Here is a 23,378-nt window from a genome sequence, read left to right on the forward strand (position 1 = left end):
GCGCCGCGGGCCGCCGTCACTAGCCCACCACGGTGCCGAAGACGAGCCCCAGCAGGTAGGTCACCGCGGCGGCGCCCAGGCCGATGACCAGCTGGCGCAGGCCGCGGGTGAGCGGTGAGGTGCCGGACAGCAGGCCCACGATGCCGCCGGTTGCCAGCAGGGCGATTCCCACCAGCACGCCGGACACCACCAGGGCGGCCACTCCGGTCATGCCGAATATGAACGGCAGGATGGGCACAACCGCGCCGGATGCGAAGAAGCAGAAGCTGGAGAAGGCAGCGCCCCAGGCTGTGCCCACGGCCTCGTGCTGGTCCTCGTCGCCGGGCAGTTCGGGGTGCAGGGAAAGGCTGGGATCGCAGTCGCACGAGTACACCCCCATCCGCTCCGCCACCCGGTGCTGGGCCGCCTCCTGGGACATGCCCCGGGCCAGGTAGACCAGGAGGAGTTCGTTGTGCTCAATGTCCAGCTTGGGCGCGGCGGCAAGGGTGACCTGGGTGGGACGGGTGGCGGCCAGCAGTTCCCGCTGGGACCGGACCGAGATGAACTCGCCGGCGCCCATGGACATGGCCCCGGCCAGCAGGCCGGCGATGCCGCTCAGCAGCACCACGCTGCTGGCCACACCCGAGGCGGCCATGCCCATCACCAGCGACAGGTTGCTGACCAGGCCGTCATTGGCGCCGAAGACCGCGGCACGAAACGTTCCGGCAAGGCGGTTGCGGCCCCGTGTGGCCAGGCCGCGGACCACTTCCTCGTGGATCTGCTCGTCGGCCGCCATCGCATCGGTGGCGTTGGGATCCTTGGCGTAGGGTGAGCGGCCCTCCGCCCGCTGCGCCAACGCCAGCACGAACACGGAACCGAAGTGCCGGGCCAGGAAGCCGAGGAAGCGGCTGCGGAAGGACGGTTGCCGCGGCTTGCCGGCCTGGTCGCCCAGCAGGGCAAGCCAGTGGGCTTCGTGCCGGCGTTCGGCCTCGGCAAGGGCAAGGAGTATTTCCCGTTCCTCGCCCTGGCGGTTCTGGGCAAGGTCGCGGTAGACCGCGGCCTCGGCACGCTCATCGGCCAGGTACTGCCGCCACCGCTTGATGTCCGCGGCGGTTGGGGCGGACACGCGGCTCCCGGCGCCGGGGGAGCGGGAAGGCCCGCTGCCGGCGGGGGCGGCACTGGAGGGGGTGGAAGCAGACGGTGGATGGTCTGGCTGGGCGTGCTGTGACACGGAAACTCCTGGGCTGGTAGGGCATGCTGCGGCCCCATTGCAGGTGCCAGCTTACTGCGGATTTCCGCGGTTTTTTGGCTGGCCGGCCTCGCTCAAGGGTTTCGGCACACCTTAATCAGCGGCCTCCTTGGGCACCCTCCACCGGCTGCCCGAGCCTATTGACCCGCCTGCCTGCCGGTGTTGTGATGAACGTGTGGCGCCGCCGGCGCCCCGTCGACAAGAGCACGTCAGGCGAACAAACGGAGGTTGAATCATGAGCACCACCGGACAGCACCCGGACATGCCGCACCTGGACTCCGTAGAAGCGGACCCCGCCTACGACTACGCGGAGGATGCACCGGTAGTCGAGGACGACTGGGACGCGGAGGACGAGTTCCTGGACGAGGAAGAACCCGTTGTCCAGGCACCGCCGGTGATTATCGACGCCGAGGACCGGGTGGTTCCCTTGGAGGACCCGGACGAGGTCCGCGAGGCCGAATAGGACAAACGACGGCGGCGCCTTCCTTCGCTGAACTGCGGAAGGAGGCGCCGCCGTCGTACGTTGTCATTCCGGAAGCTGCGAACGTTCCGGACAGTGCCGTCAGGGGGCGGTTACTTCCCGGGCCGGAGTGTCCGCGCGTTCCTGGCCGGACACCCGGGCCTGCCAGGTGCGCATCACTTGCGGATCGGTGGGCGGGGTGGCGAGCGATACGGCGACGTACACCACGGCCGAGGCGAGGAGGCCGTAGTAGATGGGTTCGTTCGCGTAGATGCCGTCCAACGGCGCCTTGGCGTTGATCTCGAGGATGATCATGGTGCCCAGGGTGACCACGGAACCGGCCGCCATGGAGACGGCGGCAGCCAGGCCGGTGCCGCGCTTCCACACCAGGCCGCCCAGGATGGCAACCAGGAGGCCGCCGACGAGGATGTCGTATGCGATGGTCAGCGCGGCCACCACGTCCTTGGTGATGATGGCGATCACGATGGCGATGATGCCCAGGGCGAGGACCCAGACGCGGTTCGCCTTGACGTCGTGCTCGGGGTTGTCTGTGTCTTCGGTGTTGATTTTCTTGCCGAACCAGCTGGCCACGAACGGCAGGACGTCGGCGCGGGCCACGGTGGCGGCGGCGATCAGGGCGCCGGAGGCGGTGGACATCATGGCCGCGACGGCGGCTGCGAGGACCAGGCCGCCGATGCCGGCGGGCAGCAGGTTTTGTGCCACTTCCGCGTACACGTCATCCTTGGCGGCGATCTCGGTGTTGGACAGTGCCACGCTCGCGGCCATGCCGATCAGGGCGCCGGCCACGCCGTAGAGGATGCAGTAGATGCCGGCCGTTGCACCACCCCACCTGGCGACGCCCGGTGTTTTGGCGGTGAAGACGCGCTGCCAGATGTCCTGGCCGATCAGCAGGCCAAGGGTATAGACCACGAAGTAGGTGATGATCGTCTGGACGCCGATGCCGTCGATCTGGAAGAAGCTTTCGTCAACGCGGCTGCGGATGCCGTCGATGCCGCCGGCGGCGTTAAGGGTGAAGGGGAGCATGAGAACGAAGATGCCTACGGTCTTGATCACGAACTGCACCTGGTCCGCCAGGGTAATGGACCACATGCCGCCGATGGTTGAGTAGACCAGCACGATGGCACCGCCGACGGCGATTGCCAGGGCGCGGTCCCAGCCGAACAGGACCACGAAGATGGTGGCGTAGGCGCCGGTAGAGGTGGCGCACAGCATCAGCGTGTAGGCGAGCATCACGATCCCGGAGGCCTCTGTTGCCCGGCTGCCGTAGCGCAGGGTCAGCATCTGGGAGACGGTGTAAATCTTCAGCTTTTGGATGGTTCCGGCAAACAGCAGGCTCAGGAGCAGGACGCCTGCGCCGATAGCCACCACCAGCCACATGCCGGAGATGCCGAACTTGTAGCCGAGTCCCACTCCGCCCACGGTGGAAGCACCGCCCAGGACGACGGCGGCCATGGTGCCCGTGTACAGGAAGGGGCCGAGCCGGCGGCCGGCGACCAGGAAGTCACTGTTGTTCTTTGTGCGGGATTTGCCCCACCAGCCGAAGGCCAGCATTGCGAGCAGGTACACCACCACGATGGCGATGTTGATGACGCTTACGTCCATATTTGGCTCCTTGGAGCGGGTTGGCAGCTTGCAGCTCTGTCCTACATGGGAAGACCGGCCTGTGCTGCGACATTCGGGGACGAGAGACAACTCTCGGAAATTGCCCTATAGGCAACAAGTGTTTTCCAAAGGTTAGGCTGTGACGGCAGTAACAGTCAAGGGCCGGTTCACCTCGTTGCCGCGGGCGCCATGGAGGCGTCACAGAAGAAGCGGGCCATTAGTATTGCTCCAGAGCGGGGCCGGGCCGCCGGCCATGAAAGGTTCGTGATGAAGGCACTGCCAGTTGAGCCAAGCAATGTTCCTGTTGCCATAGGCTCCCGGATCCGGGCGGCCCGGCAGGCCCAGCGGCTCACCATCGAGCAGGTGGCTGACGCCACGGGGCTGACAAAGGGCTTTTTGAGCCGCGTCGAGCGGGACCTGACGTCCCCGTCCGTGGCCTCGCTGGTCACGCTGTGCCAGGTCCTGTCCATATCCATCGGCGACCTGTTTGCAGCGCCGGAGACCCATCTGACCCGGCGCAATGAGGGCCCGAAAATCTCCCTTGGGGGCCAGGGCATCGTGGAGCGCCTGCTGACCGCCCGCTCCGAGCGCCGCATCCAGATTATCCAGGCATGCATCGAGCCGCACGGCCGCGGCGAATCGGAGCTTTACGCCGTCGATTGTGATGTGGACGTCCTCCACGTCGTCAAGGGCAGTATCCGCCTGATCCTAACCAATGAGCAGTACGACCTCGGTACCGGGGACACCGTGACCTTCCCCGGGCGGGAGCCGCACACCTGGGTCAACCCCACGGACAAGCCTGTCGAGGTGCTCTGGGTCCTGGTCCCCGCCGCCAGCCGCTGACCCGACCCAACTAAGTAGCACCAAGTGTCGTTATGGACCCCCATAACGACACTTAGTGCTACCCAGATGGGCCTGCGCGTGCTTTTGGTAAACAGTTGATGCGCATAGGAAAACCCGGGTGTATGATGGGAGTCACATCACTCATCGACTCCTAGAAGGAGAGCCTCCAGTGGAAGAGCTGCGCATCGAAGCCAACGGCAACCTTGGCCCCATCGATTCATCCCGTATTCCCCGTTATGCCGGCGCCGCCACCTACGCCCGCCTTCCGCGCCTGGACCAGGTGGCCAAGGCCGACGTCACGGTTGTGGGCGTCCCCTTCGATTCAGGTGTCTCGTACCGCCCCGGCGCACGCTTTGGCGCCAACCACGTCCGCGAAGCCAGCCGCCTGCTCCGCCCCTATAACCCCGCCTGGGACGTCAGCCCCTTCGAGAACGTGCAGGTGGCCGACGCCGGCGACATGGCGGTCAACCCCTTCCACATCAACGAGGCCATCGAGACCATCCAGCAGAACGCCCTCGACCTCACAGCCGGCGGCAGCAGTCTGGTGACCCTCGGCGGCGACCACACCATCGCGCTGCCGCTGCTTCGCGCCGCAGCCGAACGTGCCGGCGGACCGATCGCCATGCTGCACTTCGATGCCCACCTGGACACCTGGGACACCTACTTTGGTGCCGAATACACCCACGGCACCCCGTTCCGCCGGGCGGTCGAGGAAGGCATTCTCGACACCGAAGCGATCAGCCACATCGGCACGCGCGGCCCGCTGTACGGCAAGAAGGATCTCGACGACGACCACCGGTTTGGGTTCGGCATCGTCACCTCCGCGGACGTCTACTACCAGGGCGTGCTGGAAACCGTGGCCAAGGTCCGCGACCGGATCGGCAACCGCCCGCTGTACATCTCCGTGGACATCGACGTCCTTGACCCGGCCCACGCGCCGGGCACCGGCACCCCCGAAGCCGGGGGCATTACCAGCCGGGAACTCCTCGAAATCATCCGCGGCTTCCGTGGCATGAACCTGGTGGGCGCGGACGTGGTGGAGGTCTCTCCGGCCTACGACCACGCCGAACTCACGGGTGTCGCCGCAAGCCACGTGGCCTATGAGCTGGTGACCCTGATGGCGGATAACGCCGTGCCCGGCGACCGGTTGGGCGCGGCAACGGGCTACGCCGCCCAGGCCCTCGGCCAGGAAGTACGCCGGCCCGCCGGGTTCGCTGTGGCCGGCAAGGAGTAGCCGTGATCGACTTCGATCCCGGAACAGCAGCCCCCACCAAAGGGACGGGGACCCGCAACGGCGGGGACCTCGTCGTCGAAACGCTCGAGGCGCTCGGTGCGAAGACCGTCTTCGGCATCCCCGGCCAGCACGCCCTGGGGCTCTTTGACGCGATGGGCAGGGGGAAGCTGCAGTTCGTCTCCTCACGGGTGGAAAACAACAGCGCCTTCGCCGCCGACGGGTACTCCCGTGCCACCGGTGAGGTGGGCGTGCTGTTCCTTTCCACCGGACCCGGTGCGCTCACGTCGCTGGCAGGGTTGCAGGAGGCCTATGCCACCGGCGTTCCGATGGTGGTGGTGGCCAGCCAGATTCCGCTGGAAGGCCTCGGCGCCCGGCGCAAGGGCATGCTGCACCAGCTCGATGACCAAAAAGCTTCCGCGGCTAATGTGACCAAGAGCCAGCGGCTTATCCAGCACGCCTCCGGCATCCCGTCGGCCATCCAGGACGCCTGGACCGAGGCCATCTCCTCGCCGCAGGGTCCGGTATGGATCGAGATCCCGCAGAACGTGCTGCTGGACCCTATCATGGTTCCGCCTGTGGAGGACGCCCTGGCCGAGGCCGCGGACAACCCGCCCCGTGTGGAGCTGGTCCGGGAGGCCGTGAAGTGGCTGGAAGCAGCGGAACGCCCGGCCATCATCGCCGGCGGCGGCACCCGCCGCGGCCGGGCCGAGAAGCCTCTGCTGTCCATCGCCGAAAAACTCCGTGCCCCGGTGATCTGCACCCCGGGCGGCAACGGCGCGTTCCCGTGGAACCACGAACTGTCCCTGCAGTCCTGGATCGAGGACCGCTACATGACCGACGTCCTCGAGGACGCCGACGTGCTGCTGGTCATCGGGTCGTCGCTGGGCGAGGTGACCTCGAATTACTTCACCTTCGAACCCCGGGGCCGGATCATCCAGATCGATGCCGAACCGCGCGTGCTCGAGTCCAACCGGCCCGGCCTGGGTATCCGTGCCGACGCCGGGCAGGCCCTGGCGGCGTTGGACGAGGCTCTACAGGCCGGAAGGTCCACAGCACCGGACTGGCACGGGCAGCCGCCGGAGGAACTGGTCAAGGACGCGCTGGCGAAGGTCCGGTCGCGGCTCGAATCCCAGGACCTGGGCAAAGAGCTGCGGTTCATGGCGGACATCCGCGAGGCCGTTCCGGCGGATATGCAGACGTTCTGGGACATGACCATCGCCGCGTACTGGGGCTGGTCCTGCTGGGACGCCCGCGAAGGCCAGTTCCACTCCGCCCAGGGCGCGGGCGGGCTGGGCTACGGCTTCCCCTCGGCCATCGGTGCCGCCGTCGGGCTGGAGACGCAGGGCAAACCCGGCAGGGTGCTCGCGGTCTCCGGCGACGGGTCCTCGATGTACTCCATCTCAGAGCTGGCTACGGCAAAGCAGCACAATGTGCCGGTCACCTGGCTGATCATCGACGACGGCGGCTACGGCATCCTGCGCGAATACATGGTGGGCGCCTTCGGCAAAGCCACCGCCACGGAATTGGCCCGGCCGGACTTTGTGAAGCTCGCCGAGGCATTTGGCGTGCCTGCCGTCAAGGTGGCCCCCGAGGATGTGGGGGACGCGCTGAAGGCCGGCTTCGCGGCCGACGGTCCCAACGTCGTCGTGGTGGAAACGCTCCTGAAGATGTTCGCGCCCACCCATCTGGCTACATAACAAGAAACTGGATCACGCTCCCAGACCCCGGCTCCCAAGAGCCGGGGTCTTCGGCGTTTAAGGGGGCGGCAACTTGAAGTGACAGTAGCGCGATAGTTTCCCAAAGCAACCAATATGGCGTATAGTTGCTTTAGGCAAACAAGTAAGGAGCAGTTGAAGGATGGCTTTAGCGCCTGACACGGCAGCCGGTCTCGTGTACCAGATCTTCGACCTCCAACGGGCAGTACGGTGCATTGCCACCGCCAACGTGCGCGGCCAGGACACCGGGGTGGCCCTCCAGGGCGTCCTCCGGTTCGTGGGGGAGGGGGAGGTGCGCGCAACCAAACTTGCCGAAAAGCTCGGCGTCAGCGCTCCTGTCCTCAGCCGGCACATCGCCGAGCTGGAGGAGCAGGGCTTTGTGGTCCGCAGGCAGGATCCCGACGACGGCCGGGCCCAGCTGGTTGCCCTCACGGCGTCAGGCGCGGAGAAGCTCCGCCACATCGAGGAGCAGCACACCGCCGTCCTGCAGGACTACCTCCGCGACTGGAGCGAGGAAGATGCCGGCAGCGCGGCGCAAACCCTGCAGAAACTCACCGAATCGCTCAAGAAATCAGCCCGGGCAAAGGCGGCCGGCACCACCACAACCCCGTAGGAGAAGCTGTATGGCAAGCCAAACCGCCGCACCGGAACAGTCCGGCCCGCAGGCACAACAGGAGATGTCGCACCGGCAGATCATGGAAGCGCTCACCGGGCTGCTCGCTGCGTTCTTCACCGCGATCCTCAGCAGCACCATCGTGGCCAACGCGCTGCCCACCATCATGTCCGACCTGCACGGCACCCAGACCGACTTCGCGTGGGTCATCACGGCCGCCCTGCTCGCCAACGCCGCCACCACCCCCATCTGGGGCAAACTCGCCGACCTGTACAACAAGAAGGTGCTGGTCCAGCTCAGCATCGTCGTCTTCGTGGCGGGTTCCGTGATGGCCGGGCTCTCGGAAACCATCCCGCTCCTGCTGGTGGCACGCGTCATCCAGGGCATCGCGATGGGCGGCCTGACCGCGCTGGCCCAGGCCATCATCGGCACCATGATCCCGCCGCGGAACCGGGGCAAGTACTCCGGCTACATGGGTGCCGTCATGGCCGTGGGAACCGCCGGCGGCCCGCTGCTGGGCGGCTTCATCGTGGACAGCCCGCTCGGCTGGCGCTGGACGTTCTTCGTCTGCGTGCCGCTCGCCGTCGTCGCCCTGGTCCTGCTGCAGGTGACCCTCAAGATCCAGCATGTCCGGCGTCCGGCGAAAATCGACTGGCTCGGTTCCATCCTCCTGACCACCGGCGTGAGCCTGCTCCTGGTCTGGGTGTCCTTCGCCGGCAACCCCCAGTACTACGACTGGATCTCCTGGCAGTCCGCATTGATGGTGGGCGGCGGCGTCCTCCTGCTGGCACTGCTGGTACTGGTGGAGTCCAAGGTGGAACAGCCCATCATCCCGCTCAAGATCATCTCCGAGCGCACCACCGCGCTGGCGATCCTGGCCTCCGTGGCTGTTGGCATCGCCATGTTCGGCTCCTCCACCTTCCTGGGCCAGTACTTCCAGGTGGCACGTGGCGCCACGCCCACCGAGGCCGGCCTGCTCACCCTGCCCATGATCGCCGGCAACCTCGCCGGCTCAGTGGCCTCCGGCCTGCTGATTACCCGTACGGGCAAGTGGAAGGGCTACCTCATCGCCGGTTCCATCCTGCTGATCGGCGGGCTGGGACTAGCAGGCACCATGAACCACACCACCGAACTCTGGCACGCCGGAATCTTCACGGCCGTGCTTGGACTGGGCCTGGGCATGCTGATGCAGAATCTCGTCCTGGCCGTTCAGAACACCGTCAGGGCCGCCGATATCGGTACCGCCAGCGCCTCCGTGGCATTCTTCCGCTCCGTCGGCGGTGCCATCGGCGTCTCGGTCCTCGGCGCGGTGTTGGTGAACCGGGTCAGCGAACTCGCCACCCAGGGGCTGGCCGCTGCCGGGATCCCCGTCCAGGGCGGCAGCGCCGGCAGCAGCATGGACCTCGCCCACATGCCCGAGCCGGTCCGCGAAATCATGCGCGCCGCGTACGGCGACGCCACGGCGGAAGTGTTCCTGATCTCGGCAGTGGTGGCGGTGGTGGCACTGGTATCGGTGCTCTTCATCAAGGAAAAGCCGCTGCGCCGGACCGTGGACATCCAGCCGGAGACGGCGGGGAAAAGCACGACGGCGGAGCTCGCCCCCGCGGGCAGGTGACCCCCGGGGTACTCCCCGCGGATAATTTTTTGCAGTGCTGTTTTCCGCCCGGAAGGAGTTTCCGTAGAGTGGGAAGGCTAAAGGTTGTCTACAAGGAAGACCGGAAAGACCGCGACGTGGGCGACACCAACACAACAAACGGACACCAGCGGATAAGAGTCCTGGTGCCCATGCGGTGGGGCGATATGGACGCCTACGGGCACATCAACAACGTGCAGATCGTCCGCATGCTGGAGGAAGCGCGCATAGGCGCCTTCGGCCCGCCCAAGGGGGCAGGCCTGCCCGGCGTCGAACCGCAGGTTTCCCTGTTCAACGCGGTCCCGGACGGCACCATGGCCCTGGTAGTGGACCACAAGATCCGTTACGTCAGGACCCTCGAGTACCGCAACGTGCCCGCCGTCGTGCAGGTATGGATCGGCGCAGTCAAGGGAGCAAGCTTCGATATCCACTACCTCATCCAGGACCCCGTCACAGGTGAGGACTGCGTGAAAGCCAGCAGCCACCTGGCCTTCGTGGATGAAAACACCGGCCGCGTCCAGCGGCTGACCCCCGAACAAAAGGAACGCATGTCGCCCTACACCCAGTAAGGCCGCTGCCCGCACCCGCACCACAGCAATCACCAACCGCGAAAGGAACCCCATGGCCAGGAACAAGTCCCGCGTCGCGAGGAAAAAGAAGACCTGGAAGGAAATGTCGCCCGCCTCAAAGGCCGGGACCATCCTGGTGGGCATCGCCCAGGTGTCACTGCTGGTGACTGCCCAACGCGATATCTCCCGCCGCCCCGCCGAACTTATCAACGGCCCGAAGGGCGCCTGGCGTGCTGCGGCCTTCATCAACTTCATCGGGCCCGTCGGCTACTTCACGTTCGGCCGGAAAGGCGCAGCGCCACTTAAATAAGGCCCTACAAGGGCTGGAGGGAGGGGCTTCCTTGGGGTCCGGCGGGCCTGCCCCTCCGGCCGCCTCTAAGCAGCCGTCCAGCTTCACCCTGTAAATTTGGATGCATGACCCCCGCCTCGACTGTTGCCATGACCCGCGCCCTCGGTATCTCACGCGAGATCGAGGATGCGGCCTGGTTTGTCCTGGGGCCGGGTTTACAGGGCAGGCCCTCGCCACTGGACGGCAGGACCCTGACCTGGACGTCTGAGGCCGCTGCGGAACTGGCGGAACGCCTGGAGCGTGGAGCGCCGGATCCCAAGGCGCCCATGATGACCAACCTCCGGCAGAACCTGGAGGGCGCCTCCCGTGAAGCCAAGCAGCTGGCGGTGGAGCTCTTGTTCCTTCAGTCCCTCCCGCTGGCCCATGAGGTGAAGTCTTTGAAGGTCAAGCGTGCCCGCGTGACCGAGGCGGCGTCCTGGCTTGAGCCCCCGCTCGAGCTGCCCGAAGAGCTGTACCAGGGCATGACGGACCACGGTGTCATCAGGGACCGGACAGCCGAATTCAACTGGACCATCTGGGACCACCTCACCTGGTTGTGCCGCTTTGTGCAGCAGGTGGACCAGCACCCGCCGGCGGCCATCGGCGCGGCGCTGCAGGACCCGCTGAAATTCCACCGCCTTGCCGCCGCCACTCCCGGGGACCAGCCCGCCATCCGCCGCAGCATTGAGTTCCTGGTGTGGCCCAGCTACTTTGAGCCCGTCGTCGCAGATGTCGAACGGCAGGAGATCCGCGACGCCTTCGCGTCCCTGGTGGGCGGGGCAAAGGGGGACAGCGAAGAGGACATCACCGCGGATATCCACCGCATCCGGCTGCACCTGGACGAGCAGGCGGGCCAGCGCATCGACTGGTACTCCCGGCAGCTGGTCAGCCAGTGGCGCAAGGTGGGCGACCCCGGGCACCGGGCCTGGCTGCTGCGGACCCACTGCGACAATACCGACCTGCTCAATGCCTGGCAGGGCGAGGAAAAGGTCACGCTCGACGTCGAGCACCTCCGGCTGCTGAACCCGGGGGTTGCCGCCGGGGTGGTGCAGCACGCGGTGGACGAGGACTACAAGCACCTAGGCTACGTGGAGCGTGAAGACACCAAGACTGCCGTCTTCGCCTTCCTCACCGTCATGAAGCCGGGCGACCTGGTGCTGTACCAGCACGCGGGCACCGTGCGGCTGGGCGGGGTGCTGGGCGAGCCCGACTACAACGACGACAACCGGCGGCTGCGCCGGAAGGTCCGCTGGTTCGACGAAGGGCACACCACCGCCAGCCTGCCCCGCCACGTCCAGCGGCAGCTGACCACCGCGGGCATCGTGGTGGACGTGACCCGTGTGATGCCGGCACTCCAGGCCCTCCTGCCGGCGGAAGCGGAAGCCGAGCCGGAAAGCGAGACCGAAAGCGCCGCCGTCGTACCTCCCGTCCAGGACGGATTCCGCCCGCTCACACGCGAATTTGCTGACTCGCTGCACATGGAACTGGAGCCGCTCCAAGAAATCGCTGACCTGCTGGAGGAGAACCGGCAGCTGGTCCTTTACGGGCCGCCGGGCACCGGCAAAACCTTCCTGGCCAAGCACCTGGCGGCGGAACTTGCCGATGACACCACGGACGAGCGGGTCAAGCTGGTCCAGTTCCACCCCTCGTACGCCTATGAAGACTTCTTCGAGGGCTACCGGCCGGACAAGACCGACGACGGCCAGGTCTCCTTCAAGCTGGTGGCCGGCCCGCTGCGGCGCCTCGCCGAGGATGCCGCCAAACCGGGCAACGAGAAGAAGCCGTACTTCCTGATCATTGACGAGATGAACCGGGCCAACCTGGCAAAGGTGTTCGGCGAACTGTACTTCCTGCTCGAATACCGGGACGACCGGATCTACCTGCAGTACAGCCCCAACGAGCCGTTCACGCTGCCGGACAACCTGTACATCATCGGCACAATGAACACCGCGGACCGGTCCATCTCCATGATGGACGCCGCCATCCGCCGCCGCTTCTCCTTCATCGAGCTGCACCCGCAGACCGAACCGGTGAAGGGATCGCTGCTCCGGTTCCTGCACGCCCGCCAGCTGGACACCACTCCGGCACTGCTGCTGGACGCCCTGAACGCTGCCATCGACGAGTGGGACCGCGACCTCATGATCGGGCCGTCCTACTTCATGAAGCCCACCGCCCAAACGCCCGCGGGCCTGCGCCGCATCTGGAAGTACGAGCTGATGCCGCTCCTGGAGGAGCATTACCACGGCCAGCTCACGCGGGCGCAGCTGGAGGAGCGCTTCGGGCTGGACCAGCTGCTGGGACGCCTTGCGGGCCGCTAACCCCGGTGCCGGGGTCCGGCACCTGGTCCTGGACGAATTATCCCGGGGCCTGGTGGAACGGCTGGACCCCGCCAGTGCGTCCCTGGTGAACTCAAGCGGGCTGGCCAAGGCTTCCCCCATGGGCATGGGGCTGTACCGCATTGAGCCGGTGGGCAAGGTGGGGTCCGTCCGCACGCCCACCGTGCAGCTGGACGTGCGGCCCAAGGACCGGCTGGGGTTGAACCGCCTGCTGTTCCTGCTCAGCTACGCGGGGGAGCAGGGTTTCCGTCCGGATACCGTTGCCGCCCTGGAGGACCGCGAGCTGTGGAGCGCCCTGGCCGAGTCGCTGGCCCAGCTTGCCGAGCGTGCCCTTGGCCGCGGCGTCCTGCAGGGCTACCTCACCGTGGATGAGTCGCTGCGGACCGTGAAGGGGCGGATCCGGATTTCGGACCAGATTTCCCGGCGGCCCGGGATGCTGGTGCCGCTGGAGGTTTCCTACGACGAGTTCACCGAGGACATCGCCGAGAACCGCATCCTGCGGGCGGCGCTCGAGCGGATGGCACAGGTCCCGCGGGTGCGGCCGGAAGTACTGAGCCGGCTGCGCCAGCTGAAGGGAAAGCTCGACGGCGTCACGCGCCTTCCAGCCGGCGCTCCGCTGCCGTCGTGGAAGCCAACGCGGATGAACCTGCGCTACCACTCGGTCCTCCGCCTGGCGGAGCTGATCCTGCGCAACGCGTCCGCGGAAACCGGGGAGGGCAGGCAGCAGACTGCCTCGTTCGTGGTGGACATGGCCCAGGTGTTTGAAGACTTCGTCGGCACCGCCCTGCGCGAAGCCATGGCCGCCTACCCGGGGGAGCTGCGGCTGCGGTACAACGCCCTGCTCAGCGAAGCCGTCCGGGACGCAGACCGGCTGCAGGTCCGTCCTGACGCCGTGCACTTGCTGGGCGGCCGCCCGGTGGTGGTCTACAACGCCAAGTACAAGGCGGCCTCGGATGCGGCTGCTTCACTGACCGCCGACCATTACCAGATGCTGGCGCACTGCACCGCACTGGCGGTGCCCACAGCCTGGCTGGTCTACGCCGGCGCGGGGGAGGTCAAGCTCCGGCGGATCCTCAATACGGACATTGACATCGTCGAGTTTCCGCTGGACCTGGCCAAGCCGCCGTCGGAAATCCTCGCGTCCGTCCGTGGGCTTGCGGAGCAGTCATGGGGCGAGGTGGTCCGGCAGGCCGGCGCCGTTTAGAGCGGCACGGCTCAGACCGGCACGCGGAACGTGAATGTGGTGCCCTTGCCCAGTTCGCTGTCCACCTCGATGGTTCCGCCGTGTGCTTCCACAATCGCCTTGCTGATGGGCAGGCCCAACCCAACGCCGGGAATGGCGGTACGCCGCACGCTGCTGGTGCGGAAGAACTTGGCGAAAACCTCATACGCATCCTCCTGGGTCATCCCCATGCCGGTGTCGCTCACCCGGCAGGTGAGGTGGCCATCCTCCTGCGCCAGGCTCACCAGGACGTTCCCGCCGCCGGGGGAGTACTTGATGGCGTTGGAGACCAGGTTGTCCAGGACCTGGGAGATGCGTTCACCGTCCACGTGGGCTTCCAGCTTCTCGGGCACCGCCGCCTCGAGCACCACACCGGCAGCGGAGGCTTTGGGCAGTGCCGATGCGACGCTGGAGCGCACGAGTTCCGCCACGTCCACGGTATGCGGGGTGACGATGAGCTGCCCGTTCCGGCTGGCCAGCAGGTCCGATACCAGGGTCAGGAGGCGTTCCGAGTTGCGGCGGATGATTTCCAGCATTTCGCGGTCGGATTCGTCCTGGTCATCGGCCAGCAGGATTTCGACGTAGCCAAGGATGGATGTCAGAGGCGTGCGGAACTCGTGCGAGACGCTGGAGACGAAGTCGTCCTTTGCTGCCAGCGCATTCACCAGGTCCGTCACGTCGCTGAAGGCGATGACGGATCCGGCGAACTTCCCGTCGGCGTCCTTCATGGGGCGCGCTGTGGTGACGAATGCGCGCTGGTCCCTGCCTTCTCCCAGCCAGACCAGATAGTCCGTGAAGGTTTCGCCCAGCACTGCGCGGCGGACGGGGCGTTCCTCCACCGGGACCGGTGTTTTCCGGTCGGAGCCGAACACCAGGAGCTGGGATTCGTCCGGATCCGCATTGTCCTTGGGGCTTGCCAGGACGTGGTTGGCCCGCTGCTTCCGGTTCATGAGGACGTCGTGCCCGTCGGCGTCGACGGCGAGGACACCCAGGTGTACCGTGTCCAGCACGGTGTTCAGGAGCGCTTCCTGACGCTGGCTGGACTTAAGGTTCGCCTGGAGTTGTGCGTCCTTTTCCTCCAGCTCGCGCTGCTGCCGCATCATGCTCGTTGTCAGGACGCTTACGGAGACACCGATGCCCAACATGATCAACGGCAGGAGCAGGGCCCGGGTGAAGTCTTGGGCATTGGTTGAGCCCTTGATGACGAGCGGCACCCAGATGATGGCCAGCGGCGCCAGGAAGGACAACCACAACGCAGCTTTGGTGTGATAGCCGGAGGCGCACATCCAGATCACCGGGAACACGGACAACAGGCCCATGCTGGTGAGGCTTTCCTGTCCAGCCTCCCGGCCGAACCCGATTGATACGAAGTCCAGCAGCGGGATGACCAAGAAGCTCGTGTAGGGCAGCCGTTCCCACGGGATCACGTAGCAGAGAGCCATGATCACCAGCTGCGAGATGACGAACACAGCGAACAGCGGGTTGGTTACGGTGCCGGGGAAGAAGGCCCACACCAGGAACACGGTCAGCAGCGTGGTGACGAACAGCGGCATCTGACTCAGCGCCACGCGGTGCCGCAGGGTGTATTCGTGGAAGGGCCGCCGGAAGAACCACAACCGCCCCGTGGACCATTCTGCGGGGCTGGTCATCGGGCCAAGACGTGTGGGGTGTGCAGGTCCATACCAGCAGGATATCCGGAGCCAGCTATACTTCTGACGATGGCTGCTGAGGGGGCGCTTTGAGTGATGCACGTGTGGGGCTGGTCATTGAGGATGACCATGACATCCGCGAACTTGTCCGTACGGTGCTTACCCAGGCCGGTTTTGACGTAACCGTTGCCGGCAGCGGAGCTGAGGGCGTCCTTATCGCCAAGCACCTGAACCCGGACGTCATCACCCTTGACCTTGGTTTGCCGGACATCGACGGCTTCGAAGTGTCCCGCCAGATCCGCGAATTCTCCGACGCCTACATCGTGATGCTCACTGCCCGCACGGAGGAGCTGGACACCCTGATCGGCCTAGAGTCAGGCGCCGATGACTACCTCACCAAGCCGTTCAGGCCGCGCGAGTTGCGCGCCCGCATTGCCGCCATGATGCGCAGGCCACGCTCCGCGACTGAAGCCGAGTCCATGTCAGCGGAGGCCGCCGGCGAGGTCAACGGACACGCGGAGCGGGGCAACTACAGCCATAACGGCCTGGAGCTGAGCTACGCCTCGCGCACTGTTGCTGTGGACGGCAGGGAAATGAACCTCACCCGTACGGAGTTCGAGCTCCTGCACGCACTGCTGGAGGCGGGCAGGACGGTCCGGACCAAGGCTGACCTCGTGCGCCGGCTGCGCGACGAGGATTACGACGTCGGCAGTTACATCAGCGAGGCGGACGAGCGTTCCGTCGAGGTCCACATGGGCAACCTGCGCAAGAAGCTCGGGGATTCGCCGCAGCAGCCTCGCTGGCTGCAGACGGTCCGCGGCGTGGGCTACCGGCTGGCGCCAGGGGAGCACTGAGCCTGCAGCCGGTGCATCGTCTGCCGGCTGCACTGTTTGATGGGCCGCAGATACATTGCGGCAAGTTGGGGAAGCACGACGGCGATATCCGCCTGGTGTGCCTCGATGCGGATTTCGCCTTCCAGGTCCAGGGCCAGGCCCGCCAACCGTTCGGCCCCCACCATCTGGCTGGATGTCTTCAGGCTGAGGACGGCATCCACTGAACCCTCCAGGTCTCCCGTTGTCAGCGCGAGCCGGAGCCGCCCGATTCGCTGGGGCAGGCACTCGATGAAGTTGCCTACAAACACCTTGCAGTACCCCTCATCCTCTTCCAGCTCTTCCCGGAGACGGTCGAGCACGGACTGGTCCACCAGCGGCGGGGGAGCATCATTTGAGGCGCCCATGACGCTCCTTTCGGCCGGTAATACCTCTCGGGGAACGTCACGGGAGGGTGGGGCTTATGTCCATTTCAGGGTAGGTCCGGCGCCCGGGTCCGGCAGGGTTTCAGGGCAGAATTGCGGCTTTCTTGATGGGAGCGGGAATCCTCCCCCCAATAATTACTCCTAGTGGGTTAGTACCTAACAGTTGCGGCTGCGGTTGCGGCCGCAGGCAAGCCTGTCCTGATCGCTGAAACCGCCTCCAGCGAACTGGGTGGATCCAAAGCTGTGTGGAACACGGAGCCGTGTCCTACTTGGCCGCCCAGCCGGACCTTATGGGCTTCGTCTGGTTCCACCTGCAGAAGGAGGCCGACTGGCGCGTCAACAGCAGCGGAATCTTCCGCGGCCGCGCCGAGTCATGCGTTGTTAACCCGGCGCAGTTAGGCCTGTGGGCCGTTTTCCAGGAATTGGACCAGCAGCGCCTCCAGGGCCGAGCCGTCCTTGAGCTCGCATTCCCACACGGTAAGTACATCCCAGCCCGCGTCTTCGAGCAGACGGCGCTGGCCGGCGTCGCGTTCCCTGGTCCGGGAGCGCTTCTCTTCCCAAAATTCCGCGTTCGCTTTGGGTGCATGCTGGCCTACCCGGCAGTCGTGGAAGTGCCAGAAGCACCCATTCACAAATATGACCTTGCGCCGGCCGGCGAACACCAGGTCCGGGTTGCCGGGTAGCCGCGATGTGCCGGACCTGCCGTGCAGCCGGTAGCGGTAGCCCTTGGCGTGGAGGAGCCGGCGCACCAACAGTTCCGGTTTGGTGTTCTTGCCCCGGATTCGGGACATGTTCCAGCTGCGCCGCTCCGGTGTGAGCTTGTCCGCCATGGTTCAAGTCTAGGAGCGCAAGCCTGGGATTCCGGACCGGTGCCGGGAAGCCGGGGTCAGAGCTCAGGCTGCTCGCCCAGTTGAAAATACCGGCCGCTGCCGGAGACAGGATCAATTTCCACGTAGAAGTCCTCTTCCGCCCCGACGTCACATAGTGCACCGGAAAAATGTCAGGCTTCCCGGCCACGGAAACGACCAGCTGTCCGTGTGTGGTGACTTCCAAAAGCCGCCAGGATTGCTCATCGTTGAGTTCGAGGGCGGGTTGGTGGTCAGCATGCCCGCAGCCTTGACCATCGCACAGGTTTCGACCCGGGCGCCCGGGCTGTTAACAGTCCAAGTCATGACTTAACTAGAACGAAACACCCCCGTGACAGGGTCGTCTTTCCTGCTGGATAGCGTCGCATCGGACCGGTTCCCGAATGAAAGCGACACACCCGATGAGCAACGACACAGAAATCACGCAACTGGTGCAGGCATCCGCACCGCCTGGCGGCGCCGTCGCCGGGACTGCCCGGGAAAGTACAGCGGCTGGCAACGCCGCGGCGCTCAACGCCACCAAGGAAAGCCTCGAGGACTACACCCTGCGCTTTGCCCCGCGGTCCTACCGCAAGTGGAGCGCAGGGGTGGTGGCTACCAGCGCATTGGGCGGCATTGCCTACCTGGCCGACTTCTCGATTGGCGCGAACATCGGCATCGCCTACGGGACGGTCAACGCGATCCTCGGCATCCTGGTTGCTGCCGTGATCATCTTCGCCACCGGCTTTCCACTGGCCTACTACGCGGCACGCTACAACATCGACCTCGACCTGATTACCCGGGGCTCCGGTTTCGGCTATTACGGCTCGGTGGTCACGAACGTCATCTTCGCCACCTTCACGTTTATCTTCTTTGCCCTGGAGGGCTCCATCATGGCGCAGGGCCTCGAAGTGGGGTTGGGGATACCGCAGTGGCTGGGGTACTTCGCGTCTACCGTAATCATCATTCCGCTCGTGATCTACGGCATGAACACGCTCGCCAAGCTGCAGGTCTGGACCACCCCGCTGTGGCTGCTCCTGATGGTGGTGCCTGTGGGATACCTGCTGGTTTCGCATCCGGAGAGCATCGACAGCTTCTTTGCGTACACCGGAGCGTCCGGCGACGGCGGCCCAAATCTGGCGTCGGTCATGTTGGCCGCCGGCGTGTGCCTGTCCCTGATGGCGCAGATTGCCGAACAGATCGACTACCTCCGTTTCATGCCGCCGCGCACGGCGGAGAACCGCGGTGCCTGGTGGCGCGCTGTGATCCTGGCAGGTCCCGGTTGGGTGATCTTTGGTGCCATCAAACAGATCGTGGGCTTGTTCATCGCCATCTACCTCATCGCCACCCTGGACCCGGCTGCCTCCGCAACGGCGAATGAGCCCGTGCACCAGTTCCTCGGTGTTTACCGGGAGATGATGCCCGCCTGGCTGGCCATGGCGCTCGCGGTGGTGCTGGTGGTCATTTCACAGATCAAGATCAACGTCACCAACGCTTACTCGGGTTCACTGGCCTGGACGAACTCGTTTACCCGCATCACCAAGACGTATCCGGGGCGGATGGTGTTCGTGGTGGTGAACCTCCTGATCGCGCTGATCCTGATGGAAGCCAACATGTTCGACTTCCTCAACACCATCCTCGGCTTCTACGCCAACTGTGCCATGGCGTGGGTGGTCACCGTGGCGTCCGACATCGCCATCAACAAGTACCTGCTGAAGATCTCGCCCAAAGTGCCCGAGTTCCGTCGCGGCATGCTGTACTCGGTGAACCCTGTGGGTTTTGTGTCGATGCTGGTTTCCGCCGGGATCTCGATTGCCGTCTTCTTCGGAGTATTCGGTTCCGCCATCCAGCCGTACTCGCCGATCTTCGCGGTGGGCCTTGCCCTGGTTCTCCCGCCGCTGCTGGCGATGCTGACCCGGGGCCGGTACTACCTGCGCCGCACCGATGACGGCATCGACCTCCCCATGTTCGACGCCGACGGCAACCCCAGCGACGCCAAGCTCCTCTGCCATGTCACGGGCCTTGAGTTCGAGCGGCCGGACATGATGCGTTCCGCCCGGAACGCCCCCGACGGCGGCCCGCAGTACGTTTCGTCCCTTGCTTTGTCTACCGACAAGACGGGTGAGTTGGTGCTGCCCCCGCAACGATAGGTCCGGTTGTCGAGGAGTTGCCGGGATGAGGAGGCCGGTGCCTGAAGGTACCGGCCTTCCTTATGCCCGCTGTATTTGGACTTCTGCTTCCCGGCTGGTGGCAGGAGCTCGGAAAGTGCCTGTGGATAAGTTTAATTGAGGAATTGTGACGTGGGCTACCCTTAAGGCACTGTCCGGAGCAAGCCGTCTTGAAACTACTGGGGGAATAGCGGCCCATGGCATCACTGAACGTTCTCACGCCCCTTGCCCTGCGTACCGGTGGGGCAGCGCTGGCTGTCGCTGCTTCTCTTGCCTTGGCGGGTTGTAATCCCGGTGATTCGCCGGGACCAGGCACGACTGCGGCTCCCTCCGCTACTAACTTGGCCACCGCCAGCGCTTCGCCGACTCCTACTCCCACGCCGACTGCCGCTTACAAACCCGCCGACGCCTCAGGCCCCGCCCAGAACGTCCCGGTGCCGGTGCTGCCTGAAGTGGCAAAGACGGAGACGAAAGAAGGCCTCGAGGCGTTTGCACGTTACTGGTTCCAGCTTTTGAGTTATGGCTATGAGACCGGCGACGTATCGCATTTATCCGCCATAACAAGCCCCTCTTGCACAATGTGCGAACGGGCAAAGGAAGTCCAAACAGGTTGGCACGAGGAGGGTCGTTGGCTGGGCGGGGGCAAAGTTACCACGCCAGCTGTCAGTACGAACTTCAGAATAGGGGCGAACGGAAACTATCAGGTTGCGGTGCAAGTCTCACAGGAGCCACTTTCCTACTACAACCCCGACGGTACTCTGGACGGTACTGATCCCCATACTGCGAATACTGGGAGCCTCATGCTCGCGGTGTACAGGGATGGCGCTTGGTTTGTGAACACTATTGAACCTATCGCGGGCTAACGTATGTCCATCTATCTGGTTCGCGCTTGCCGACTCGTCCTGTCTTTGAGTGTTCTTCTAGTCGTAATGCTCGTCTGGGTAGCCACTGTCGCACCTGATGCGGTGGCGGCGGAAAAACCTCCTCCCGTTAAGGGGCAATGGGGTTCGAATTCTGCTGACATCGATTCGTGGGTATTGGATCCATCAAGCGGCGATTTTTCAAGACCGACCCCTGGCGCCGTCTCCACGGACCCCAACGAGTACAAGTACGAGCTTCAGTGCCATCTGGGCGGTGGAGACTTCGACACCGATTGCCTCGGCCGTCAGCTCGAATGCACGGACGGGCCCGACGGCGAAGACGGTATTCCCGTTACCTGGCTCTCGCGGCCACGGGGAGTTCCGGGTGCGGTGTGGGCCTACCATTCCGGTCCCACCTGCCTTTTCGACGCCCGCCCCGAGGATCTCCTGCCCCGGATCGCGGCCGATATCCAGCGGGAGTTCCAGAACCTGCCGATCAACGCGGGAACGGTAACGGCACAACCCAGTCCCCATACGCTGCGAGGGGCCGAGACCAACTTCTATGCGGAAGCCGTTGAGCAGCAGTTCGACATCACCATGTTCGGCCAAGCGGTTCATGTTGTGGCCACACCCGTCCAATACACCTGGAATTACGGTGACGGTACAGTGTTCGGGCCCCAGCCGTCGATGGGCGGTCCCCTGCCGCAGGATCGGTGGGGTGAAAAGACCAGGACAAGCCACGCCTACGGGGAGACAGGCGACTTCCAGGTCGTCCTGACCACCTCCTTCCAGGGAACGTACTCCGTGAACAACGGGCCGCCGCTGCCCATCCCCGGACAGGGCCAGTTCAGTACGCAGCCCCTAACAATCAGCGTTTGGCGTTCGTTGACCCGCAACTACGCGGATGACTGCAACACAAGCCCGCAAGGCCAAGGCTGTCCCGGGGCGCCAATCACCCGATAGCGCCGCCGCTGTCGCGGGCCAAAAAACCGCCGCCGGTGTGATTCGCATCGCATCCGGAATAGTTGCACGCGCGCCCCAGTTGGCATGAGCAGTACGTTATCAGCCTTTGAAAGGACCTGTGCATGCTGTTTTCCCCGCTCACCCTCGGCGAACTTGAACTCCCAAACCGGCTGGTCATGGCCCCCTTGACCCGTCTGCGTGCGGGTGAGGAAGGAGTCCCGGGACCGCTCGTCGTCGAGCATTACCGCCAGCGCGCCTCCCTGGGGCTCATCGTCAGCGAAGGGACCTACCCCAGCCCGGCCGGCCGCTCCTACCCCGGGCAGCCGGGCATTATCACCGAGGCCCAGGTGGCAGGCTGGAAGAAGGTCACTGACGCCGTTCACGCCGAAGGCGGCCGGATGTTCGCGCAGATCATGCACGGCGGACGGGTCTCGCACCCGGACATCACCGGCGGCCACCGCATTGTGGCTCCGAGCGCCGTCGCCATCGAGGGTGAGGTCCGCACCCCGTCCGGGAAGCAGCCATACCCGGTCCCGCACGCCCTCACCACCGATGAACTTCCCATGGTGATCCAGGAAATCGTCAACGCTTCGCTGAACGCCATCGAGGCCGGCTTCGACGGGGTGGAACTCCACTCCGCCAACGGCTACCTGCTGCACGAATTCTTGGCGCCCAATTCGAATATCCGCAGCGACAGCTACGGCGGGTCCCCGGAAAACCGGGCCCGGTTCGTCATTGAAGCGGTGAACGCCGTCGTCGCGGCCCTTGGCCCCAACCGGGTGGGCATCCGGATCTCCCCGGAGCACAACGTCCAGGGCATCGCGGAAACGGATCCCGCAGACGTCCGGGCCACTTACGAAGTCCTGGTGGACAGCATCGCCCCGCTCAACCTCGCCTACCTGAGCATCCTGCACCACGAGCCCACAGGCGAACTCGTGCAGGACCTCCGCGCCCGATTCGGCGGCGCCTTCCTGGTGAACACCGGCTTCAATGTCGTGACCACCCGTGAGGAAGCAGTCACGCTTGTTGCCGACGGGCATGCCGACGCGGTGGTGGTGGGCCGGCCCGCTATCGCCAATCCGGACCTCGCCCGCCGCTGGAAGGAAAGCCTTCCCCTGAACCAGCCGGACCCCTCCACGTTCTACGCAGAGGGCGCCGAAGGTTACACCGACTACCCGGCGTACCAAGGCTAAGCACCAACAAAAGTATCGACGGCGGCACCCGGCTTTGGGTGCCGCCGTCGTTGTTGGCTGCGCGGTGTGCTGGAACCGGCAGCGACCGCCGAAAGCCATCCGACGGCTTCCGGCTGACGGTCCAATTTGGCCCGCCGGACCCCCTGAAAGCCGGCGGTGAGACGATGGTACTCCATCGAATTTACTTTTACTAGGGTCTGTTTTGTAACAGGATGGGCCTGCTACAAAAGCGCCTCCCGGCCCGTGCCCTCCTTCATGATGAGCTTGCCGTCCTCGATGGAGACGAGCACGCTTTTCGGCTTGCCGGTCACCTTCGTGATTGCCTTCAGCCCGCGGTTGGTGACCTCAAACCCACCTGCGCGCCCTTTGCCGGCAGTTCGACGGAGACCTCGGACGCGATACCGAGGTGCGGGTTGGTGGAGACATCCAGGTCCCGCCGGACCTGCTTTCCGTTTACCGTCACGGTGATGTTGGCTTCCTCGAACCCCTCCTGAAACACAATCAGCAGTTCCCGCATGGCGGCCTCTTCCTCGAGCGTGATGCCTGGCGGCACCTCCACTACAGCACTTTGCGGGCGGCAGCGGAATACCTCTGCCTGGGTTGCGGGAGCTGTGTGCGCAAGCGGCCTTCCGCCCAGTGGA

21 protein-coding genes and 1 pseudogene are annotated in these 23,378 nt (G+C 65.2%); 16 read left to right on the forward strand and 6 right to left on the reverse strand.

Features of this window, described 5'->3' with window-relative positions; translation table 11 throughout:
• Positions 1–19: 19 nt before the first annotated feature.
• Positions 20–1,210 (reverse strand): VIT1/CCC1 transporter family protein, encoded by a 1,191-nt coding sequence (locus tag ACLH0K_RS04500; RefSeq protein WP_411375642.1) that lies wholly within the window; start codon positions 1,208–1,210, stop codon positions 20–22.
• A 253-nt stretch (positions 1,211–1,463) separates the two neighbouring features.
• On the opposite strand from ACLH0K_RS04500, the gene ACLH0K_RS04505 reads away from it, so the two are divergent.
• Entirely contained in the window at positions 1,464–1,691 is a 228-nt protein-coding gene (locus ACLH0K_RS04505) for a hypothetical protein (RefSeq protein ID WP_138139068.1), read from the forward strand.
• Positions 1,692–1,790: 99 nt separating this feature from the next.
• Here the strand turns inward: ACLH0K_RS04505 and ACLH0K_RS04510 are convergent, their stop codons facing one another.
• Positions 1,791–3,311 (reverse strand): sodium:solute symporter, encoded by a 1,521-nt coding sequence (locus ACLH0K_RS04510; RefSeq protein WP_411375643.1) that lies wholly within the window; start codon positions 3,309–3,311, stop codon positions 1,791–1,793.
• 267 nt (positions 3,312–3,578) lie between these two features.
• Between ACLH0K_RS04510 and ACLH0K_RS04515 the strand changes: the two genes are divergently transcribed.
• From ACLH0K_RS04515 to ACLH0K_RS04555, 9 genes are all read left to right on the forward strand, one after another.
• On the forward strand, positions 3,579–4,154 hold the full coding sequence (locus tag ACLH0K_RS04515) for a helix-turn-helix domain-containing protein (protein WP_411375644.1): 576 nt from the start codon (positions 3,579–3,581) through the stop codon (positions 4,152–4,154).
• 169 nt (positions 4,155–4,323) lie between these two features.
• Positions 4,324–5,388: an agmatinase gene (gene speB, locus ACLH0K_RS04520; RefSeq protein WP_411375645.1), complete on the forward strand. Its 1,065-nt coding sequence runs from the start codon at positions 4,324–4,326 to the stop codon at positions 5,386–5,388.
• A gap of 2 nt (positions 5,389–5,390) precedes the next feature.
• Positions 5,391–7,085 carry a thiamine pyrophosphate-binding protein gene (locus tag ACLH0K_RS04525; RefSeq protein ID WP_411375646.1) on the forward strand — a complete coding sequence of 565 codons (1,695 nt, stop codon included), beginning with the start codon at positions 5,391–5,393 and terminating at the stop codon, positions 7,083–7,085.
• Between the two features lie 160 nt (positions 7,086–7,245).
• Entirely contained in the window at positions 7,246–7,716 is a 471-nt protein-coding gene (locus ACLH0K_RS04530) for a MarR family winged helix-turn-helix transcriptional regulator (protein ID WP_411375647.1), read from the forward strand.
• Positions 7,717–7,726: 10 nt separating this feature from the next.
• On the forward strand, positions 7,727–9,331 hold the full coding sequence (locus ACLH0K_RS04535; RefSeq protein ID WP_411375648.1) for an MFS transporter: 1,605 nt from the start codon (positions 7,727–7,729) through the stop codon (positions 9,329–9,331).
• A 170-nt stretch (positions 9,332–9,501) separates the two neighbouring features.
• Positions 9,502–9,918, forward strand: a complete 417-nt coding sequence (locus tag ACLH0K_RS04540) for an acyl-CoA thioesterase (protein ID WP_411376403.1) — start codon at positions 9,502–9,504, stop codon at positions 9,916–9,918.
• Positions 9,919–9,970: 52 nt separating this feature from the next.
• Positions 9,971–10,228: a hypothetical protein gene (locus ACLH0K_RS04545; protein WP_411375649.1), complete on the forward strand. Its 258-nt coding sequence runs from the start codon at positions 9,971–9,973 to the stop codon at positions 10,226–10,228.
• A 104-nt stretch (positions 10,229–10,332) separates the two neighbouring features.
• The gene (locus ACLH0K_RS04550; RefSeq protein ID WP_411375650.1) at positions 10,333–12,564 is read left to right on the forward strand and encodes an McrB family protein; all 2,232 of its coding nucleotides are present in this window, start codon (positions 10,333–10,335) and stop codon (positions 12,562–12,564) included.
• Entirely contained in the window at positions 12,551–13,786 is a 1,236-nt protein-coding gene (locus ACLH0K_RS04555) for a 5-methylcytosine restriction system specificity protein McrC (protein WP_411375651.1), read from the forward strand. The genes ACLH0K_RS04550 and ACLH0K_RS04555 overlap by 14 nt, the downstream gene beginning before the upstream one ends.
• An 11-nt stretch (positions 13,787–13,797) precedes the next feature.
• On the opposite strand, the gene ACLH0K_RS04560 is transcribed toward ACLH0K_RS04555, so the two are convergent.
• Entirely contained in the window at positions 13,798–15,453 is a 1,656-nt protein-coding gene (locus tag ACLH0K_RS04560) for a sensor histidine kinase (protein WP_411375652.1), read from the reverse strand.
• An 89-nt stretch (positions 15,454–15,542) separates the two neighbouring features.
• Here ACLH0K_RS04560 and ACLH0K_RS04565 point away from each other — a divergent pair, with 89 nt between their 5' ends.
• The gene (locus ACLH0K_RS04565; protein WP_411375653.1) at positions 15,543–16,307 is read left to right on the forward strand and encodes a response regulator transcription factor; all 765 of its coding nucleotides are present in this window, start codon (positions 15,543–15,545) and stop codon (positions 16,305–16,307) included.
• On the opposite strand, the gene ACLH0K_RS04570 is transcribed toward ACLH0K_RS04565, so the two are convergent.
• A complete protein-coding gene (locus tag ACLH0K_RS04570; RefSeq protein ID WP_411375654.1) occupies positions 16,280–16,690 on the reverse strand; it encodes an Hpt domain-containing protein in 411 nt (136 codons plus the stop codon). The two genes, ACLH0K_RS04565 and ACLH0K_RS04570, sit on opposite strands and share 28 nt — an antisense overlap.
• Before the next feature lie 198 nt (positions 16,691–16,888).
• Here ACLH0K_RS04570 and ACLH0K_RS04575 point away from each other — a divergent pair.
• Positions 16,889–17,107 (forward strand): annotated as a pseudogene (locus ACLH0K_RS04575) (beta-mannanase); the annotation flags it as partial.
• On the opposite strand, the gene ACLH0K_RS04580 reads toward ACLH0K_RS04575, so the two are convergent.
• A complete protein-coding gene (locus tag ACLH0K_RS04580; RefSeq protein WP_411375655.1) occupies positions 17,104–17,538 on the reverse strand; it encodes a very short patch repair endonuclease in 435 nt (144 codons plus the stop codon). The pseudogene ACLH0K_RS04575 and the gene ACLH0K_RS04580 overlap by 4 nt on opposite strands.
• Before the next feature lie 437 nt (positions 17,539–17,975).
• Here ACLH0K_RS04580 and ACLH0K_RS04585 point away from each other — a divergent pair, with 437 nt between their 5' ends.
• From ACLH0K_RS04585 to ACLH0K_RS04600, 4 genes are all read left to right on the forward strand, one after another.
• Positions 17,976–19,703, forward strand: coding sequence for a purine-cytosine permease family protein (locus ACLH0K_RS04585; protein ID WP_411375656.1), 1,728 nt, complete (start codon positions 17,976–17,978; stop codon positions 19,701–19,703).
• Between the two features lie 215 nt (positions 19,704–19,918).
• Complete coding sequence (locus ACLH0K_RS04590) at positions 19,919–20,584, forward strand: DUF6318 family protein (RefSeq protein WP_411375657.1); 666 nt, start codon at positions 19,919–19,921, stop codon at positions 20,582–20,584.
• Positions 20,585–20,758: 174 nt separating this feature from the next.
• On the forward strand, positions 20,759–21,544 hold the full coding sequence (locus tag ACLH0K_RS04595; protein WP_411375658.1) for a hypothetical protein: 786 nt from the start codon (positions 20,759–20,761) through the stop codon (positions 21,542–21,544).
• Positions 21,545–21,666: 122 nt separating this feature from the next.
• Entirely contained in the window at positions 21,667–22,737 is a 1,071-nt protein-coding gene (locus tag ACLH0K_RS04600) for an alkene reductase (RefSeq protein WP_411375659.1), read from the forward strand.
• A 325-nt stretch (positions 22,738–23,062) separates the two neighbouring features.
• Here the strand turns inward: ACLH0K_RS04600 and ACLH0K_RS04605 are convergent, their stop codons facing one another.
• Complete coding sequence (locus tag ACLH0K_RS04605; protein ID WP_411375660.1) at positions 23,063–23,296, reverse strand: hypothetical protein; 234 nt, start codon at positions 23,294–23,296, stop codon at positions 23,063–23,065.
• Positions 23,297–23,378: the final 82 nt, after the last annotated feature.

The organism is Arthrobacter sp. MPF02 (genome assembly GCF_046605375.1).
Lineage (GTDB): Bacteria > Actinomycetota > Actinomycetes > Actinomycetales > Micrococcaceae > Arthrobacter.

Coding starts and splice junctions, on each gene's coding strand:
- ACLH0K_RS04580 (WP_411375655.1), bottom strand. CDS start 17,538: ATGGCGGACAAGCTCACACCGGAGCGGCGCAGCTGGAACATGTCCCGA.
- ACLH0K_RS04570 (WP_411375654.1), bottom strand. CDS start 16,690: ATGGGCGCCTCAAATGATGCTCCCCCGCCGCTGGTGGACCAGTCCGTG.
- ACLH0K_RS04515 (WP_411375644.1), top strand. CDS start 3,579: ATGAAGGCACTGCCAGTTGAGCCAAGCAATGTTCCTGTTGCCATAGGC.
- ACLH0K_RS04585 (WP_411375656.1), top strand. CDS start 17,976: ATGAGCAACGACACAGAAATCACGCAACTGGTGCAGGCATCCGCACCG.
- ACLH0K_RS04535 (WP_411375648.1), top strand. CDS start 7,727: ATGGCAAGCCAAACCGCCGCACCGGAACAGTCCGGCCCGCAGGCACAA.
- ACLH0K_RS04590 (WP_411375657.1), top strand. CDS start 19,919: ATGGCATCACTGAACGTTCTCACGCCCCTTGCCCTGCGTACCGGTGGG.
- ACLH0K_RS04505 (WP_138139068.1), top strand. CDS start 1,464: ATGAGCACCACCGGACAGCACCCGGACATGCCGCACCTGGACTCCGTA.
- ACLH0K_RS04545 (WP_411375649.1), top strand. CDS start 9,971: ATGGCCAGGAACAAGTCCCGCGTCGCGAGGAAAAAGAAGACCTGGAAG.
- ACLH0K_RS04530 (WP_411375647.1), top strand. CDS start 7,246: ATGGCTTTAGCGCCTGACACGGCAGCCGGTCTCGTGTACCAGATCTTC.
- ACLH0K_RS04510 (WP_411375643.1), bottom strand. CDS start 3,311: ATGGACGTAAGCGTCATCAACATCGCCATCGTGGTGGTGTACCTGCTC.
- ACLH0K_RS04550 (WP_411375650.1), top strand. CDS start 10,333: ATGACCCCCGCCTCGACTGTTGCCATGACCCGCGCCCTCGGTATCTCA.
- ACLH0K_RS04600 (WP_411375659.1), top strand. CDS start 21,667: ATGCTGTTTTCCCCGCTCACCCTCGGCGAACTTGAACTCCCAAACCGG.
- ACLH0K_RS04540 (WP_411376403.1), top strand. CDS start 9,502: ATGCGGTGGGGCGATATGGACGCCTACGGGCACATCAACAACGTGCAG.
- ACLH0K_RS04560 (WP_411375652.1), bottom strand. CDS start 15,453: ATGACCAGCCCCGCAGAATGGTCCACGGGGCGGTTGTGGTTCTTCCGG.